Here is a 16,978-nt window from a genome sequence, read left to right on the forward strand (position 1 = left end):
TCTTTTATTAAGATTGAATAAGGAACCCTGCTTCCTGAAGGGCATTTTCTGCTTTTTCCAGCGTTTCTTCATTTGGAGCCATTAGCGTATGTAAATGAACTCCATCTGTTAGTTCCGATAGAAAGGAAGCTCCTGTATCCTCAATTTTGTTCATGAATTGTTCTACCTCTTTACGGTTTGAAACCATGATCGAAGCGGTTAGATCTCCGTAAACGCCGTGTTCGATCTTTACATCTTTAACCGTCACGCCGTGATCGACAAGTAAAAATAATTCTTCTTCGGATCGTTCAGGCGTGTGCTGACAGGCAACCGTGCGTTCAATCAGCGTTTCCTGATTGGAAGCTGGCATGTACAGATAGCCTTGACTGGTCGCAATGATGGGCTCTCCTTTTGCTTTCAGCAATGTGATGTCACTTACGATGACTTGTCGACTGACATTGGTCTGTTTAGCGAGATCTCCACCTGTTACAGGGGCTTGTTTTGTAATTAGTTTATCGAGGATCCATTGTCTTCTCTCATCCCCAAGGATTTTTTTTCCTGCCAAAGATATCTCCTCCGTCCCCAATTTTATATAGGAAATCATACCACAACTCGTTCTTCAAGTTAAGGAAGACATATGAGTCGCATGGATTTCAGATAAAGTTTGTACCAATGCTTCTACGTGTTCTTCCTTCGTATCTATGCCAAATGAAATCCGGATGAATTCTTTTCCTGCTCTGTGCCCGACTCCCATACTTGTTAATGTCTTAGACATGTCCTGTGATCCCGCACCGCACGCACTGCCTGTGGAAATACAAAATCCATGCCTGTTGCATTCGAGCATGAGCCATTGACCCTCGAGCCCGTGAATGCCAAGTCCGATCACATGGGGAAGCTGTGATGGTGCAGGCCCTTCATAGAGGGTGTAAGTACCTGACAGTTGCTCTTCTAATTGTGATAAGAAATGCGCTCTCAGTCGAATAAAATGCGGTGTTGATAAGGAGTCATGACATATAGATGCGGCAGTCACGAATCCCGCAATCCCTGGCACATTCACCGTTCCTCCCCTGAACCCGTCTTCATGAGTCTGTCCCGGGATCATGGGAGATACATCCAGGGAAGGATTGATATAAAGAGCGCCGACTCCCTTTGGTCCATATATTTTATGAGAAGAGAGTGTAAAGCTGTCGACGATGGAAGTGTATTCCGTGATGTCCAATTTACCGAATGATTGAACCATATCGCAGTGCAGCAATATGTCACGGTTTTTCAATAGATTCTTAATATCGTGCAATGGCTGGATCGTGCCGATTTCTCCGTTGACGTGTCCGATGCTGACAATGATTGTTTCTTCCGAAATCGATTCTTCTAAAATTTGAAGGTCGATCAGCCCTTGAGATGTGAATGGGATTTTCGTAACGGTAAAGCCAAATTGCTCAAGAAAAGCAGCAGAGGAATGCAGGGATGAATGTTCAGCGCCACCCAGGATGATGTGTTTTCCTTTCTCTTGTCTGCTTAGTGAAAGTGTGACAAGGGCTAAATGATTACCCTCTGTCCCTCCGGAGGTAAAGTATATTCCTTTGGATGGGACCCCAAGCATTCCAGCCAATTTTTCTCTGCATTTAGTCAGTAAGTGCAGTGCTTTTCCACCAATGTCGTGAAGACTGCTCGGATTGCCCCAGAACTCCTTACTGACGGTTTGAACGACATGTAAACTTTCAGGATCTATAGGGGTTGTAGCGGCGTAATCAAAATAGTTCATCATGTAACCTGCCTTTTAATAAAATAGTCTGAATATATAAGTCTGGTAAAAAACTCTTGTCATTAGTTTAAATATGTGTAAATATATGTGTCAAGACACCTGTAAATAATCAGGAGGGTTTTTGATGAAAAAAACCGATATTATCATCGTAGGAAGTGGCATTGCCGCCTTGCAATTGGCACGTCAACTTCAAAATCATTTTTATGTGATGATTATCACAAAGGATAAAATCAAAAGTGGTAACTCTTACCTCGCTCAAGGCGGGATTGCGGCACCTTTAGGACTGATGGATTCTGTAAATGCTCATTTTAAAGATACATTGGAAGCAGGGCGCTATCACCAGGATGAAGAGGGTGTGAATCGACTCATAGCAGATGGAAAAAGAATCGTTCAATCCCTGGTGGATGAAGGAGCACCCTTTGATCGAAAAGAGGATGGGAGTCTCTCTCTGGGCATGGAGGGGGCGCATAGTGCACATCGGATCCTGCATAGTGGTGGAGATCAAACGGGGAAATATTTAGTGAAGCATTTATTGAATACCCTTTCAATGGAAAAGGTTGAATTCATCGAAGGGGAAATGGTTTACGAGCTTGTTAAAGACGACAATGGCCATTGCTGCGGGGTGAAAACGAAGGATAAGAATGATTCAATCCGCTATTACTATGCTTCCCATGTCGTTCTCGCCACAGGAGGAATCGGCGGTATATATTCCTCTACATCCAATCATCCAGCTGTGACGGGAGATGGAATGGCGCTTGCCTTTCTTGCAGGGGCAAAGCTATCAGATATGGAATTCATTCAGTTTCATCCGACCCTCCTTTGGCTGGACGGGAAAACCTGCGGACTTATTTCAGAAGCCGTCAGAGGGGAAGGCGCACTACTGTTAAATGATAAGGGAGAAAGGATCATGTCTGGAGTCGATCCACAACTTGAACTTGCTCCCCGGCATATTGTCGCTGAACGTATTTATAAGGAGCTGCAAAGGGGAAGGAAAGTGTATCTGGATATTAGTAGAATAGAAGATTTCCAGGGGAAATTCCCTTCCATCTCCACTCTTTGTTTGAAACATAACATTTCCATCAAGGACGGGATGATCCCTGTTTCCCCAGGATGTCACTTTATGATGGGTGGGATCGTAACAGATCATGCCGGGAGAACGAACATCCCAGGTTTATATGCCATCGGGGAAGTTGCATGCACCGGAATTCACGGGGCTAATCGACTGGCAAGCAATTCATTATTAGAAGGATTGGTGTACGGGGAACGCCTGGGTGAATTTCTTATTCATAAGGGAGTCAGTCACACACCTCATTTCCACTCCACATCCGGCCAGATTAAAGAGGGACAGTCCCTGAATATCCCCTTTCAATCTGCAGATATAAAAGAAGGTATGATGAATCGTGTCGGGATCATTCGGGATGAAGAAGGGCTGCTCGCTCACTTGAAGTGGTTAAAGGCACAGCCTCTTACATTTCATGAGCTTCTCGATTTTAATTCACGTGAAGAAATTCACAAATATTTCATGTGGATCGTAAGCTTGCTTGTGACCGAGTCTGCTTTATTGCGGAAGGAAAGCAGGGGAGGTCATATTCGATCGGACTTCCCTCGTGAAGATAATAATCAATGGTTAAAACGGAAAATGGTTTTACAAAACAATGATGGTAGATTGAGGGTGGAATATCATGAACAAAATGAAACTAAAATCTATGCTTGAAGAGTTTTACCGTGAAGATCTGGGTGATGGAGATCACTCTTCAGAAATTCTGTTTTCTAAAGACGATGAAGGATCGTTTTCATTCCTGATGAAAGAGAGCGGTATATTTTGTGGGAAAGATGTGATTGAGCTTGGTTTCGGCCTCTTCAATCCATCAATCCAAGCAAGTGTGCTCGTTGAAGATGGAGAAATGGTGGAAACGGGACAATTGATTGCTGAAATCAAAGGTCCTATGAGGGATCTTCTCCAGGCTGAACGAGTTGTCCTCAATTTGATTCAGCGCATGAGCGGTATTGCCACCGAAACCCATCGAGCCGTACAGCAGGTGAAAGGGAGTGGAGTCAGATTATGTGATACACGGAAAACAACCCCCGGATTACGGATGCTTGAGAAATATGCCGTAAGGACCGGTGGGGGATTCAATCACAGAAATGGCCTTTATGATGCTGTCATGCTGAAGGATAATCATATTTCATTTGCGGGGTCGATTACAAATGCTGTGAAAAAGGTGAAAAGTCAAATCGGTCATATGGTGAAAGTTGAAGTGGAAATCGAAACTAGGGAGCAGTTGGTGGAAGCGATCGAAAGCGGAGCAGATGTCATTATGTTCGATAACTGTAGTCCAGAGGTGATACGGAAGTGGATCCCCCTTGTTCCCTCTCATATCGTGACGGAAGCATCGGGTGGGATCACGAGGGAAAGTCTCAGTGCTTATGCAGAGACCGGTATTCATTATATCTCCCTCGGGTACTTGACACACTCGGTGAAATCACTTGATATCAGCGCAAGAGTAAGAATAGCGAAAGGGGTATGAACATGGGGTTACTGGATGAACTAACAAAAGAAACGGGTGTATTGCCTGAATCGATTACAAGCCTCACAACGGAAGAAATGGAAAACAGAGTGAGGGAAATCAAACTTCAATTAGGAAAGAAGCTTTTCATTCCGGGGCATCATTATCAAAAAGATGAAGTGATTCAATTTGCTGATGCCGTCGGGGATTCCCTCCAACTCGCCCAAATATCCGCTCAAAATAAAGAAGCGGAATTCATTGTGTTTTGCGGGGTCCATTTTATGGCTGAAACGGCAGATATTTTAACGGACGAAAATCAAGTTGTCATCTTACCCGATATGAGGGCGGGGTGTTCCATGGCAGATATGGCAGATATTTATCAAACGGAAAAGGCATGGATCAAACTGATGGAGCAATTCGGTGACACCATCATTCCCCTCACATATGTCAATTCCACCGCAGCAATCAAAAGCTTTGTTGGAAAGAATGGAGGAGCTACGGTTACCTCTTCAAATGCACACAAAATGGTCGAATGGGCATTAGGGCAGAAGGAAAGGATTCTCTTCTTGCCTGATCAACACTTAGGACGTAACACAGCGGCTGATCTTGGTGTTACATTAGGTGAAATGGCTGTCTGGGATCCGATTAGAAACGAGCTGATCCATGATGGAGACCTTGATGGGGTGAAAGTGATCCTCTGGAAGGGCCACTGTTCCGTACATGAAAACTTCACAGAGAAGAATATAGAGGAAATCCGAAAAAATCATCCTGACATGAAGATCATCGTTCATCCTGAATGTCGCCGTGAAGTGGTGGAGAAATCAGATTTTAATGGAAGCACGAAATATATTATAGAAACGATTGAACAGTCGGCTCCGGGATCTTCCTGGGCGATAGGAACAGAAATGAATCTCGTGAAACGACTGATCAATCAACATCCCGATAAGACGATCGTTTCCCTAAATCCATATATGTGTCCTTGTTTAACGATGAATCGCATCGATTTACCCCATTTAGTATGGTCTTTGGAAAAGATTATGGAGGGGAAATCCGAAAATGTCATTAAAGTGGATGAAGATACTGCTAAAAATGCAATTTTCGCTTTAGAACGCATGTTAGCCCGTGCTTGATGAAGTTAAATAATCGTACGACCAAGCTGAAATATACCTTCCCATCTCCTGGGACGGTATATTTTTTTTGAATCACTCATAAGTTTTTATGTAGATGATTAGCAATTTGCCTATCTTGTCATAGGATATATAGACTTATGCCTGAGGAGGGAAAAAGAGTGAAAATCCATATTGTTCAAAAAGGGGATACTCTTTGGAAGATCGCCAAGAAGTATGGCGTGAATTTCGAAGAGTTAAAACAGATGAATGCCCAGCTATCAAACCCAGACATGATCATGCCTGGCATGAAAATTAAAGTGCCGACTACAGGCGGATCCGTAAAGAAAGAGACACAGATCAAGTACGGTTCTAAGGAAATGCCAAAGAAGGAGATGCCTAAAGCAGAGCATCCGTTCAAAGAGCAAAAGCCTATGGCCATGCCGGTAGAAGAGCCAAAGAAAGAAAAGCCGAAAGAAGTACAAAAGCCATTTGCACCTAAAATGCCTCAACCAGTAGTGCCGGAAATAGATATTAACAACTACTACATGATGAATATGGCGAATATGCAAATGCAACAACCAATGCAACAACCTATGCAGCAAGCAAAGCCAAAGCCAAAACCAAAACCTCAAACGCCGCCTAAACCTACTAATGTACTTCCAAAAGCAAAAGAACAGCCAAAACCAAAACCGAAGCAAGAAGCCGTTCAAGGTATTCAAGAAGAAGAAAGCTTACAAATGCCATCTCAACCACAAGGAGGGAACACCCAGCCTATGTTTAACCCAAATAATTGCGTACCCGTATCACCGGTAATGCCAGGATCAGGTTTCTGTCCACCACATGGATGGGGAATGCAGCCAGGAGGATATGGAATGCCAATGGGTCAAGGAATGCCAATGGGACCTGGAAGCGGGGTTCAGGGTGCTTCCATGATGCCTGGAATGCAGCAGATGCCAATGATGCCGCAAATGGGGCATGAAGAAGAATCTTCATCTGTCATGCCATACATGCCGCATGGTCAAATGCCGATGCAACAGCCGATGCAAATGCCGATGCATATGCAACAACCGATGCAAATGCCAATGCAACAACCAATGGGTCAGCCGTCGGGAGTAATGGGTGTGTCAGATGAAAATGACTACCCATCCGTTCAAATGCCGCAACAAGTATCACCTGCCATGATGTATCCTCAGAATTGCTATCCAGTCTCTCCTGTCATGCCGGGACCGGGATTCCATGGTGGGATGCCAGGCGGGTATCCAATGGGGCCGGGAGGTCAAGTTCAGGGAGCAATGTCAGATGAGTCTCCTTCTTCGATGTATGGACATCAAATGCCGATGGGTCAGCCATCCGGAGTAATGGGAGCCCAAATGGGTGGCAAGATGCCGATGGGTCAGCCATCCGGAGTGATGGGAGCCCAAATGGGTGGTCAAATGCCGATGGGTCAGCCGTCCGGAGTAATGGGAGCAAGCGATCAAGGTGATTGCGGATGCGGTGGACCTCAAGGGTATGGCACAATGATGCATCATCCAATGATGCAACAGCAAATGCAACAACAAATGCCTCAAGGAATGCAGCAACAACCATACGGCTTCGGACCGGGAATGATGGGGCAGGGAATGCCTGGCCAAGGTATGCCTGGCCAAGGAATGCCGATGGGACCCCAAGGTCAGGGAATGGGCATGCCGATGGGACCGCAAGGAATGTTTGGTCCAAGAGCATTTTCCATGCCGAACTTCAATGACGATGACTTTGAGGGCTAACATGCATGTACGAGGGGACGATTATTCACATCGTCTCCTTTCTTTTTTACAATCTAAGTTAAACGATCCCGGAGCATCCCTGAAAATGTTAAAAGAAGGAAAGTGGAAGCTCAAAAGCAATGGAAGAAAGTGGTTTGTGAAGCGGTTTCCAAATCAAATGAGATTCTTACATCAGGAACGGCTGATTTCAACATTGTTAAGGGAAAGGTTTTATCACGTACTGCCGTTCCATCCAATTCACGAGCGGGAGATATTACTATTTGAAGGATTTCCGATCGGTATTACCACATGGTTAGAAACGTCCCGTTCCATCCGTTATGATCACCCTGAAGATCGGGAAGATGCATTAAAGGTACTAAAAAAATTTCATTCAGTATCAAAAAAAATCAACCATTCATGGACAACTGAAATTCCACGGTACAAGTGGCTGAAAAAATGGAAAAAACGAATGATGCAGTTTCAATATAATCTTCCCTATTTGCAAGCCTTCATTCAACCTTATTATTTGTATACGTATTTAGAATGGGGGAAGTGGGCACTGAAAGAATTAAAATCAATCGACATCGATGAGTATGGAAAATGCATTACACATGGAGATGTTGCACACCATAATTTCTTAAGAGGAAAGAACGGTATGGTGTATATGATTGACTTTGATTTAATGTCACTTTCAACAGAGTTAACCGATGACCTGCAGTTTTGCAACCGGATTTTACCTTATTTAAATTGGTCTCTGAGTGACGTCAAACGCCTGAAACCATTCAAATCATACGAGGATGAGCTCATCTTTTATCTTGGATTAATGTATCCATCAGATGTGTTTCGGGAGTGGAACCGATTCATCCGAGAAGATCAATCCTATAAGCAGCGTGTGTGGGGTTACTTAATCAATTTAACCCTTCATCAATTTTCACAGCGAATGCAATTCAATCAAGAGCTGCATGGAGAAGTGAAAAGGATCAATACCCAATTGTAGGGGATGTCTCCAAACTTTGACCCGAATGAAAGGTGAGATCCTTTCACAACCTAATGGTGAGCACAAAATATGCTCAAGTATTGGGTTGAAGGAGGAATCACCATTGAATAAACGATTATTCATGGTACCATTAACAGCCGTCATGACATTGGGCCTTGCTGCATGTAATAGTGGAGAAGAGGAAGCCCAAGATCGCTATACAGACTCCTATGAGCCCCTAGGCTTCTATTCAAACGAAGGCCACGGGGGAGATAAGGAAGATGAGAGGGACGGACCTCTAACTGAAATGTACGATCACTCTGTTGGGAGAGAAGGGCAGGATATACGTCAAAAGAAACGTGATTTCCTTCAAGTGAAGGATGAAGATGGAAATCCTCAAAACCCTTCAAGACCACTCGCTGACTATGACGAGAACTTCATGGCCCAGGACGGTCGCGCGAGCCATGGTGATGCGAATTATCACGGCCATCTTGATGATAATACGCGAAATGCGAAGAGATCTTACTATACAGCTTATGAAGGTGACTTGGCTGAGAAAATTGGCGATGTCACAGGAAAAGTTGAAAATGTCAGTGACGTTCGTGCGGTAGCTTATGGTTCTGATGTCCTGATCGCTGTAGAGCTTGATGACCATAGCAAAATAGAAGAAACGAAAACCAGAGTAAAAAAAGCCGTACAGCCATATCTTCATGGAAGAACGGTTTCGGTCGTGACCGATGAAGGTACATTCAGTCGAGTAAGGAACATTGACAATGATTTACGTGACGGCGGCCCAAGAGAAGGAATTAACTTTGATATGCACGATATGTTTAAGTCAGTAAAGCACCGCATCAATGAATAAGCAAGGTGAGACTACTTAAAGAGTTCAATCTCTTTGGTAGTCTTTTTTTGTTCATTCAAAGTTCACTTACTTAAGAAGGGAAAGATGAAACAGCACTCCCTGAGGTCCGTCCCTCGAAAAAATTCACTTCAGACTGGATATTCTTAACATGGTTTGGCAAGACTAGTGGATAGAGCGTTACATAATTTAAGTTCGAGGTGATCACGATGACGATTAAGGTTCGAATCGTGTTTATGGTGATGTTGTTAATAGGTGCTTTTTACTTCACGTTCTTTTATACAGAAGAGAAGCAGGCCGCTGATGGAGGCGAGCTGAATGAAACACCGGCAGAGGTTGCGTCCGCCCACACAATCACGGTGATACTGGAAAGAGTATATCTGGATGGTGAGGTCAGTGAGGAAATCGTGCAGGAAACGATTTGGAGCATGGAAGACTTCTGGGCTGCATACGAGGATTGGCAGCTGATGGATATGACGGAAGAACAGGTCGTGTTTCAAAAGCAGATGGATGATATATCCCCTCTCCTAAAGACAAATGGATACTTCGGTATATCCGATAATGGTGTTCTATCCATTTTTAATGGAAAACCGGGACAGGCAGAGATTATTCAATCCTTCTTCCAGATTGATGTAGAGAAGCTTGAAAGTAAGCGGCATGATGATTTAGTCAAGGGCATCCCCATTAAGTCGAAGCAGGAATATGAAGAGGTACTCGAACAATTTAAAGCGTACTCCGTCCCTAAATAAGAGTGTAAAACCAGTGCACATGCCACTGGTTTTTTTATCGTTTAATTTTTGCCTGCAAAAGCCTTTCGCAATCTGATAAAATTAGAACAAGTGTTTCTTTTATGTCTCCCTTTCCCATCACTTCAAATAGTGATATGATACAATAGGTTTTATATAACTTTTTAACATGGTATGAAAGACTTTAGATAAATAGTGATAGTGGGAACAAGGAGAGAATGAGATGTATGAATATATAAAAGGGGCAGTGACTCAAGTGGGTCCCGAGTATGTAGTGGTGGAGAATAATGGGATCGGGTATCAGTTGTATACGGCGAATCCGTTTGTTTATTCTAAATATCAAAATCAAGAGATTCAGATTTTTACATATCAGCATGTGCGTGAAGATCTTATTGCCCTTTATGGCTTTCTGGCAATGGAAGAAAAACTGCTATTTATGAAACTATTAAATGTTTCAGGAATTGGTCCAAAAGGAGCTTTAGCGATTCTTGCTTCGGGTGCTCCCCAGCAGGTAATCACCGCCATTGAAGAAGAGAATGAGAGTTTCTTGACGAAGTTTCCCGGTGTGGGTAAGAAGACAGCACGTCAGATGATCCTGGACTTAAAAGGGAAGCTTCAGGATGTTGTGCCTGATTATTTTCCAAGTTTATTCTCAAATCCGGAGGGGTCCGATGTGTCCTCAGGGAAGGATGAAGCATTTGATGAAGCGATTCTTGCCCTTAAAGCCCTTGGCTATTCAGAACGTGAAATCAAGAAAATCACACCAAAGTTAAAAGGAGAAGGGCATACATCAGACGAAATCATCAGGAAAGCTCTTCAGCTTCTATTGAAATAAGTGGATTCCATGAAGGGAGGAAGTCTGGATGGAAGAAAGAATCGTATCAGGCGAATCAGAGTTAAATGAAGATTCCTTTGAATATTCCTTGCGTCCTCAGACAATAAAACAATATATTGGGCAAGATAAAGTAAAGCATAACCTGGAGGTTTTCATTGAAGCGGCAAAGATGCGTCAGGAAACACTGGATCATGTTCTTCTTTATGGGCCACCGGGATTGGGGAAAACAACCCTCGCTGCTGTCATTGCAAATGAAATGGGCGTAAACCTGCGCACCACATCCGGCCCTGCCATTGAGAGACCGGGAGATTTAGCTGCCGTCCTGACGGCACTGGAGCCCGGTGATGTGCTGTTCATCGATGAAATCCATCGTTTGCCACGGGCCATCGAAGAGGTTCTTTATCCGGCAATGGAAGACTTCTGTTTGGATATTGTCATAGGGAATGGCCCGAGTGCCCGGTCTGTTCGTTTAGATCTTCCGCCTTTCACACTCGTGGGAGCGACGACTCGAGCCGGTGCATTATCAGCCCCTCTTCGTGACCGATTTGGAGTTTTGTGCCGTTTGGAATATTATAATGAGGAACAGTTGAATGAAATTGTTCAGCGGACAGCCGCGATTTTAAATACAAAGATCGAAGCAAGTGCATCTGAAGAATTGGCCAAGAGGTCGAGGGGAACCCCGCGTATCGCCAATCGGTTACTCCGCAGGGTGAGGGATTTTGCTCAGGTGAAGGGCAATGGGGATATTACGACCAACCTTTCCAGGGAAGCCCTTGAGCTTCTTCAAGTGGATAAGCTGGGCCTTGATCATATCGATCATAAGCTTCTGAAGGGCATAATCGAGCGCTTTAGAGGCGGGCCAGTAGGACTTGATACAATCGCCGCGAGTATCGGGGAAGAGTCCCACACGATAGAAGATGTATACGAACCGTACCTCTTGCAGATCGGGTTTATCCAACGGACTCCAAGAGGGAGGATCGTCACACATCTTGTGTATGAACATTTCCAGCTGGAGGTGCCAAACAATTGACGGGATTGCCTAAGCTACTAATGATTATAGGTGGAATCATTCTTATTATCGGATTCCTGATGCAATTTATCAAAATAGGTAAGCTTCCTGGAGACATTATGATTAAAAAAGAAAATACAACATTTTATTTTCCACTTATGACTTCTATTCTGTTAAGTGTTATACTTTCCGTTGTCTTTTATTTAATTGGGCGATTTAAATAGGAATCATGGGTGAGATTTAAATAAGCTAGGTGACAAATTGTGAAAGTAGAAGATTTTGATTTTCATTTACCGGAAGAACTGATTGCCCAAACTCCCCTGGAGAATCGTTCCGAGAGTAAACTGATGGTGTTGGATAAAAAGGATGGATCCATGGATCATCTCCATTTTAAAAATATCGTTGATTTTCTTCACGAAGGGGATTGTCTCGTTTTAAATGACACAAGAGTACTACCGGCACGTCTTTTTGGACAAAAAGAAGATACGGGTGCCAATATTGAAGTGCTTCTTTTGAAACAAGAGGATGGAGATCAGTGGGAGACGCTTGTAAAGCCTGCCAAACGAATACGCGTAGGCACGGAGATCGTCTTTGGAAACGGAAAGTTAAAAGCAACCTGTGTTGGTTTAAAAGAGCATGGGGGAAGGATACTTGAATTCCATTATGAAGGGATCTTCTACGAAGTTCTTGATGAACTGGGGGAAATGCCCCTGCCTCCATATATTCGCGAGCGGTTGGAAGAACAGGACCGCTACCAAACCGTATTTGCAAGGGAAAGAGGGTCAGCGGCTGCTCCGACTGCCGGTCTTCACTTTACGGAAGAACTGCTGGAAGAACTAAAAGCAAAGGGTGTACATATTGCGTTTATTACCCTTCATGTTGGTCTGGGTACGTTCAGACCGGTTTCCGTCGATACGATCGAGGAACATGATATGCATGCTGAGTTCTATCAGGTTTCTGAAGGAACGGCCCGTCTTTTGAACGATGTGAAAGCAAAGGGAGGCCGTATCATAACGGTCGGAACAACGTCAACACGTACTCTTGAGACCATTGCATCAAAACACGGAACCTTTGTAGAAGAAAATGGATGGACCAATATTTTTATTTATCCAGGCTATGAGTTTAAAGGAATCGATGGGCTGATCACGAATTTTCATTTACCGAAATCGACCCTGATCATGCTGGTCAGTGCCTTTGCGGGGCAGGAAAACGTAATGCATGCCTATGAAACGGCCGTCAAAGAACAATATCGCTTCTTCAGCTTTGGAGATGCAATGTTTATTAAGTAATGCGCTAAACAAACTATTTACCCCTTTATGGAAAGTGGAAGGAGATTTCACACGTTGACTGCAATAAAATATGAATTGATTAAAACATGTAAACAAACCGGTGCAAGACTGGGCCGCGTTCATACGCCACACGGTTCATTCGAAACGCCGGCCTTCATGCCCGTAGGAACCATGGCCACTGTGAAAACCATGTCACCGGAGGATTTGAAATCCATGGAATCCGGCATCATTCTTAGTAATACCTATCATCTATGGTTACGTCCGGGCCATGAAATCATCAGGGAAGCCGGGGGCCTTCATAAATTTATGAACTGGGACCGTGCCATCCTTACCGATTCAGGCGGTTTCCAAGTGTTCAGTTTGAGTAAGCTTCGTCAGATTGAAGAGGAAGGAGTCCATTTTCGTCATCATCTGAATGGGGATAAGCTCTTCCTCAGTCCGGAGAAAGCGATGGAGATTCAGAACGCATTGGGCTCTGATATCATGATGGCTTTCGATGAATGTCCACCGTATCCAGCTGAATATGAATATATGAAGAGTTCTGTGGAGCGTACGACACGTTGGGCAGAGCGCTGTCTGGAAGCTCACCAGCGACCGCAGGATCAAGGGTTATTCGGGATCGTCCAAGGTGGGGAGTACGAAGAGCTTCGTAAGCAAAGTGCCCGTGACCTTGTATCCATGGATTTTCCAGGCTATGCTGTAGGTGGACTTTCTGTAGGCGAGCCGAAGGACGTCATGAACCGAGTACTTGATTTCACTACGCCACATCTTCCGTCGGATAAACCTCGATACCTGATGGGGGTTGGATCACCGGATTCACTGATCGATGGTTCGATGCGCGGAATTGACATGTTCGATTGTGTGCTTCCAACCCGTATCGCCCGTAATGGTACCCTTATGACAAGCGAGGGCCGCCTTGTTGTGAAAAACGCTAAATTCGCAAGGGATTTCAGACCGATTGATGAGAACTGCGATTGCTATACATGTAAAAATTATAGCCGTGCGTATATCCGTCATTTAATTAAATGTGACGAAACGTTCGGAATTCGCCTTACGACTTATCATAATCTTCATTTTCTGTTAAAATTAATGGAGCAAGTCAGACAAGCGATTCGTGAAGATCGTCTGGGAGACTTTAGAGAAGAATTTTTCGAGCAATACGGATTCAACCGACCTGATGCGAAAAACTTCTAAAAGCTAAACCATAAATAGATAGATGAAAGGAGGGGAAAAGAATGGGAGGAAGTTTAGGAACAATTTTACCTTTAGTATTAATGTTCGTTCTGTTTTACTTTTTACTGATCCGTCCTCAGCAAAAGCGTCAAAAAGCCATTTCAAAAATGCAAAATGAGCTTGCGAAGGGTGATAGAATCATCACGATCGGTGGATTGCATGGAGCGATCGATGCTATCGAAGAAGGAAAAGTAGTCATTCTATGTGGTGACGGCAGCCGTCTTACATATGATCGTAATGCGATCAGAGAAGTAGTGAGAGCAGATCAAGTATAATAAAAAAGGGTTCCTCATCATTGTGCCAAGGCACATTGGGAGGTACCCTTTTTTTATTTGGTCCGGAAACTAGTTATCCCTTTTCCCACCACTCATATTCACCCCGAGGATCCCTCCCATCATGGCTGTGAGGATGTAGCAACCGTGATAGATAAGCTGCTCCATTGAAAACAGACTATCATACCCGAGGTATTGAAATAAGAAGATGACCAGGGTGTAAATGAGCCCTGTTGATCCTCCCAGAACCCATCCTTTTGTCTTTCCTTTTCCACCTGACATAAATCCGCCAACAAATAAAGACAGAAACGATATGATGGTGACAAATAATGTGATGGAGCCCTCAGTCAGTTCCGTAAACCGAAGCAGCAAAGAGAATAATAAGCTTGCGACAATCGCTATGACAAATATGGTTGTTGTCCCGTATAGAACGGCACCTCCCATTTTTTTCGCCTCGATGATGGTCCTCTCCCTTCTAACTCAATAAATTTTATTCATGTGATAGTACAAGCATATTCATCCATCCCGTGAAAAAGACTAGAAATTTTTCATGGTCAAGCCTCATAGACTAGTATGAAACTTCCTTGAGAAGGAGGGGCTGTGACCATGTCTCCGATGATCGTGTTGATTGTGTTTGTTTCGGTATACATCCTGCTGATGACTGAGAAGTGGAACCGGGTACTCGCTGCCATGGCAGGCGGTGTCGCCATGCTTTTAATTGGGGCATTTCCCATTGAGAAGGCGTTGTTTACGTATATAGATTGGAAGACCATCACTCTGCTTTTTTCCATGATGTTAATTGTAACGTTGACGAGTAAAACGGGGTTCTTTGAGTATATCGCCATCAGGTTTGCACAATGGGTGAATGGAAATGGACTGGCTCTTCTGACCCTTTTTTCCTTATTGGCTGCGGTAGGCTCTGCCTTTTTGGCTAACGTAACGATTGCCATGTTATTAGTACCGATCCTTTTTAAACTGACGAAGCTGCTTGAACTTCCTCCCATCCCATTTCTCATTATGACAATCCTCGCTTGTAACATTGGCGGAACGGCGACTTTAATTGGAGACCCGCCTAATATGATGATCGGTCAGGCGGTTAAACACTTTACGTTTAATGCCTTTATTGAAAATTTATTACCCGTCGTTTTGATGGTTTACGTCGTTACTTTACTTATCATGTGTGTCCTGTACAAAGAAGTCCTCTTTGTCAAGGAAGACAGAAAGTTACTCCTAAAAGGAATTAAGGCAGAGGAGTATTTAAAGAAAGACAGGGGGCTCCTTCAGTCCCTGTTTGTGCTTGGCCTGGTGTTGGTCGGATTTTCCCTATATCCGATGTTTCATCTCGATGTGACGACCGTCTCCCTCGCAGGGGCTGTTCTGTTGATGCTGCTTCTCGAAAAGATTTATCCCCCGGAATCGATATTAAAAGAGGTGGAGTGGGGGACGCTGTTTTTCTTTATGGGCTTATTCCTTCTTGTGGGAGGGATCGAAGAAGCGGGCTTCATAGATGAAATCGCCCGTGAAATTTTGCGGATGACAGATGGAGATATGAAGAAAACGGCATTCGTCATTTTGTGGGGAACCGGTATATTGTCTGCCATTGTAGATAACATTCCATTTGTAGCTGCCATGATTCCGGTCATCCAGGAATTTGGTGAATTCGGTATGGTCAATATGGATCCATTATGGTGGTCGTTGGCTCTGGGTGCGTGTTTAGGGGGGAATGGTACATTGCTTGGTTCTTCATCAAATCTTGTGATAGCAGGACTGGCATCGAAAGAAAATGTACATATCAAGTTTTATCAATATTTACTTATTGGTGTTCCCGTGACGTTGATTTCCCTCGCTGTTTCAACCATTTATGTGTATTTCAAATATATCCGGCCATTTTTAGGTGGATAATTATTCCTCCCATTAATTTTCTCTATCTGTCGATACTACAAAAGACGAATGTATGAGGGGGAAAAGTAGTGGAGGAATATTTCCTAATTATTATACGCACTCTTTTTCTTTATTTTTTGATCATCTTTATTTTTCGAATCATGGGAAAAAGAGAGATCGGTGAACTAAGCATACTGGATTTAGTGGTCTTTATCATGATTGCCGAGATGGCTGTCATGGCCATTGAACAACCTCAGGACCCCATCATCCACACGTTGCTTCCAATGGGGGTCATTGTGATGATCCAAATCGTATTTGCCTGGTTTTCCCTCAGGTCCAAACCGTTTCGTGAACTGTTGGATGGTAAACCCTCCGTTATCATCCATAATGGGAAAATTGATGATAAGGTGATGAGAAAACAGAGGTATAACTATGATGATCTACTCCTGCAATTAAGAGAAAAAGATATCTTCAATCTGGCAGATGTGGAATTTGCAATCTTGGAACCTTCAGGGAAATTATCGGTATTAAAGAAAGACGAAGAGGAGGAAGGGTCCCAGTCCATGACTTTGCCGTTGATATTAGATGGCGAGGTCCAGACCACTCATCTGGATATGATCGGGAAAACGGTTTTCTGGTTACGGAAGGAAATGAGGGATAGGGGCTTTAAAAATATACAGGAGATTTCATTTTGCAGCTTTCAAAATGGACAATTTTATATTGATGAAAAAAATCATTAGTCTATTCGTTAACGTTCATGAGGCTGGGGCAAAAGTGTT

The 16,978-nt window shown here is 43.7% G+C and carries 18 protein-coding genes; 15 read left to right on the forward strand and 3 right to left on the reverse strand.

All coding sequences use genetic code 11. The features are described from left to right. Positions 1-7: 7 nt before the first annotated feature. Together ACQKFO_RS00570 and ACQKFO_RS00575 are read right to left on the reverse strand one after the other, a co-directional pair. The gene (locus ACQKFO_RS00570) at positions 8-583 is read right to left on the reverse strand and encodes a transcription repressor NadR (protein WP_427596427.1); all 576 of its coding nucleotides are present in this window, start codon (positions 581-583) and stop codon (positions 8-10) included. A 15-nt stretch (positions 584-598) separates the two neighbouring features. Beyond that, positions 599-1,744 (reverse strand): IscS subfamily cysteine desulfurase, encoded by a 1,146-nt coding sequence (locus tag ACQKFO_RS00575; RefSeq protein ID WP_427596428.1) that lies wholly within the window; start codon positions 1,742-1,744, stop codon positions 599-601. A 121-nt stretch (positions 1,745-1,865) separates the two neighbouring features. Here ACQKFO_RS00575 and nadB point away from each other — a divergent pair, with 121 nt between their 5' ends. From nadB to yajC, 13 genes are all read left to right on the forward strand, one after another. Beyond that, entirely contained in the window at positions 1,866-3,455 is a 1,590-nt protein-coding gene (nadB, locus tag ACQKFO_RS00580) for an L-aspartate oxidase (RefSeq protein ID WP_427596429.1), read from the forward strand. Further along, positions 3,424-4,269 (forward strand): carboxylating nicotinate-nucleotide diphosphorylase, encoded by an 846-nt coding sequence (gene nadC / locus ACQKFO_RS00585; protein ID WP_427596430.1) that lies wholly within the window; start codon positions 3,424-3,426, stop codon positions 4,267-4,269. Before nadB ends, nadC begins: the two co-directional genes overlap by 32 nt. A 2-nt stretch (positions 4,270-4,271) precedes the next feature. Continuing rightward, positions 4,272-5,378, forward strand: a complete 1,107-nt coding sequence (gene nadA / locus ACQKFO_RS00590; protein WP_427596431.1) for a quinolinate synthase NadA — start codon at positions 4,272-4,274, stop codon at positions 5,376-5,378. 158 nt (positions 5,379-5,536) lie between these two features. After that, on the forward strand, positions 5,537-7,120 hold the full coding sequence (gene safA / locus ACQKFO_RS00595) for a SafA/ExsA family spore coat assembly protein (protein WP_427596432.1): 1,584 nt from the start codon (positions 5,537-5,539) through the stop codon (positions 7,118-7,120). Position 7,121: 1 nt separating this feature from the next. Beyond that, positions 7,122-8,096, forward strand: a complete 975-nt coding sequence (locus ACQKFO_RS00600) for a phosphotransferase (protein WP_427596433.1) — start codon at positions 7,122-7,124, stop codon at positions 8,094-8,096. Between the two features lie 103 nt (positions 8,097-8,199). Continuing rightward, positions 8,200-8,937, forward strand: coding sequence for a YhcN/YlaJ family sporulation lipoprotein (locus ACQKFO_RS00605; RefSeq protein WP_427596434.1), 738 nt, complete (start codon positions 8,200-8,202; stop codon positions 8,935-8,937). Between the two features lie 206 nt (positions 8,938-9,143). Continuing rightward, entirely contained in the window at positions 9,144-9,683 is a 540-nt protein-coding gene (locus tag ACQKFO_RS00610) for a BofC C-terminal domain-containing protein (protein WP_427596435.1), read from the forward strand. A gap of 220 nt (positions 9,684-9,903) precedes the next feature. Then, on the forward strand, positions 9,904-10,515 hold the full coding sequence (gene ruvA / locus ACQKFO_RS00615; protein WP_427596436.1) for a Holliday junction branch migration protein RuvA: 612 nt from the start codon (positions 9,904-9,906) through the stop codon (positions 10,513-10,515). 28 nt (positions 10,516-10,543) lie between these two features. Then, positions 10,544-11,545, forward strand: coding sequence for a Holliday junction branch migration DNA helicase RuvB (gene ruvB / locus ACQKFO_RS00620; protein WP_427596437.1), 1,002 nt, complete (start codon positions 10,544-10,546; stop codon positions 11,543-11,545). Beyond that, positions 11,542-11,748 (forward strand): DUF2905 domain-containing protein, encoded by a 207-nt coding sequence (locus ACQKFO_RS00625; RefSeq protein WP_113971485.1) that lies wholly within the window; start codon positions 11,542-11,544, stop codon positions 11,746-11,748. The genes ruvB and ACQKFO_RS00625 overlap by 4 nt, the downstream gene beginning before the upstream one ends. Positions 11,749-11,787: 39 nt before the next feature. Next, complete coding sequence (gene queA, locus ACQKFO_RS00630; protein WP_427596438.1) at positions 11,788-12,813, forward strand: tRNA preQ1(34) S-adenosylmethionine ribosyltransferase-isomerase QueA; 1,026 nt, start codon at positions 11,788-11,790, stop codon at positions 12,811-12,813. Between the two features lie 27 nt (positions 12,814-12,840). Further along, a complete protein-coding gene (gene tgt / locus ACQKFO_RS00635; protein ID WP_427596439.1) occupies positions 12,841-14,007 on the forward strand; it encodes a tRNA guanosine(34) transglycosylase Tgt in 1,167 nt (388 codons plus the stop codon). 41 nt (positions 14,008-14,048) lie between these two features. Continuing rightward, positions 14,049-14,321, forward strand: coding sequence for a preprotein translocase subunit YajC (gene yajC / locus ACQKFO_RS00640; protein WP_148969794.1), 273 nt, complete (start codon positions 14,049-14,051; stop codon positions 14,319-14,321). A gap of 69 nt (positions 14,322-14,390) precedes the next feature. On the opposite strand, the gene ACQKFO_RS00645 is transcribed toward yajC, so the two are convergent. Continuing rightward, positions 14,391-14,762 (reverse strand): TIGR04086 family membrane protein, encoded by a 372-nt coding sequence (locus ACQKFO_RS00645; RefSeq protein ID WP_427596440.1) that lies wholly within the window; start codon positions 14,760-14,762, stop codon positions 14,391-14,393. 162 nt (positions 14,763-14,924) lie between these two features. Between ACQKFO_RS00645 and ACQKFO_RS00650 the strand changes: the two genes are divergently transcribed. Both ACQKFO_RS00650 and ACQKFO_RS00655 read left to right on the forward strand, forming a co-directional pair. Beyond that, positions 14,925-16,220 carry an ArsB/NhaD family transporter gene (locus ACQKFO_RS00650; RefSeq protein ID WP_427596441.1) on the forward strand — a complete coding sequence of 432 codons (1,296 nt, stop codon included), beginning with the start codon at positions 14,925-14,927 and terminating at the stop codon, positions 16,218-16,220. Positions 16,221-16,288: 68 nt separating this feature from the next. Then, positions 16,289-16,939, forward strand: a complete 651-nt coding sequence (locus ACQKFO_RS00655) for a DUF421 domain-containing protein (protein WP_427596442.1) — start codon at positions 16,289-16,291, stop codon at positions 16,937-16,939. Positions 16,940-16,978: the final 39 nt, after the last annotated feature.

It is taken from the genome of Rossellomorea sp. NPDC071047, assembly GCF_050270195.1.
GTDB lineage: Bacteria > Bacillota > Bacilli > Bacillales > Bacillaceae_B > Rossellomorea.

Coding starts and splice junctions, on each gene's coding strand:
- ACQKFO_RS00570 (WP_427596427.1), bottom strand. CDS start 583: ATGATTTCCTATATAAAATTGGGGACGGAGGAGATATCTTTGGCAGGA.
- ACQKFO_RS00575 (WP_427596428.1), bottom strand. CDS start 1,744: ATGATGAACTATTTTGATTACGCCGCTACAACCCCTATAGATCCTGAA.
- nadB (WP_427596429.1), top strand. CDS start 1,866: ATGAAAAAAACCGATATTATCATCGTAGGAAGTGGCATTGCCGCCTTG.
- nadC (WP_427596430.1), top strand. CDS start 3,424: ATGAACAAAATGAAACTAAAATCTATGCTTGAAGAGTTTTACCGTGAA.
- nadA (WP_427596431.1), top strand. CDS start 4,272: ATGGGGTTACTGGATGAACTAACAAAAGAAACGGGTGTATTGCCTGAA.
- ACQKFO_RS00600 (WP_427596433.1), top strand. CDS start 7,122: ATGCATGTACGAGGGGACGATTATTCACATCGTCTCCTTTCTTTTTTA.
- ACQKFO_RS00610 (WP_427596435.1), top strand. CDS start 9,144: ATGACGATTAAGGTTCGAATCGTGTTTATGGTGATGTTGTTAATAGGT.
- ruvA (WP_427596436.1), top strand. CDS start 9,904: ATGTATGAATATATAAAAGGGGCAGTGACTCAAGTGGGTCCCGAGTAT.
- ruvB (WP_427596437.1), top strand. CDS start 10,544: ATGGAAGAAAGAATCGTATCAGGCGAATCAGAGTTAAATGAAGATTCC.
- tgt (WP_427596439.1), top strand. CDS start 12,841: ATGGAAAGTGGAAGGAGATTTCACACGTTGACTGCAATAAAATATGAA.
- yajC (WP_148969794.1), top strand. CDS start 14,049: ATGGGAGGAAGTTTAGGAACAATTTTACCTTTAGTATTAATGTTCGTT.
- ACQKFO_RS00645 (WP_427596440.1), bottom strand. CDS start 14,762: ATGGGAGGTGCCGTTCTATACGGGACAACAACCATATTTGTCATAGCG.
- ACQKFO_RS00650 (WP_427596441.1), top strand. CDS start 14,925: ATGTCTCCGATGATCGTGTTGATTGTGTTTGTTTCGGTATACATCCTG.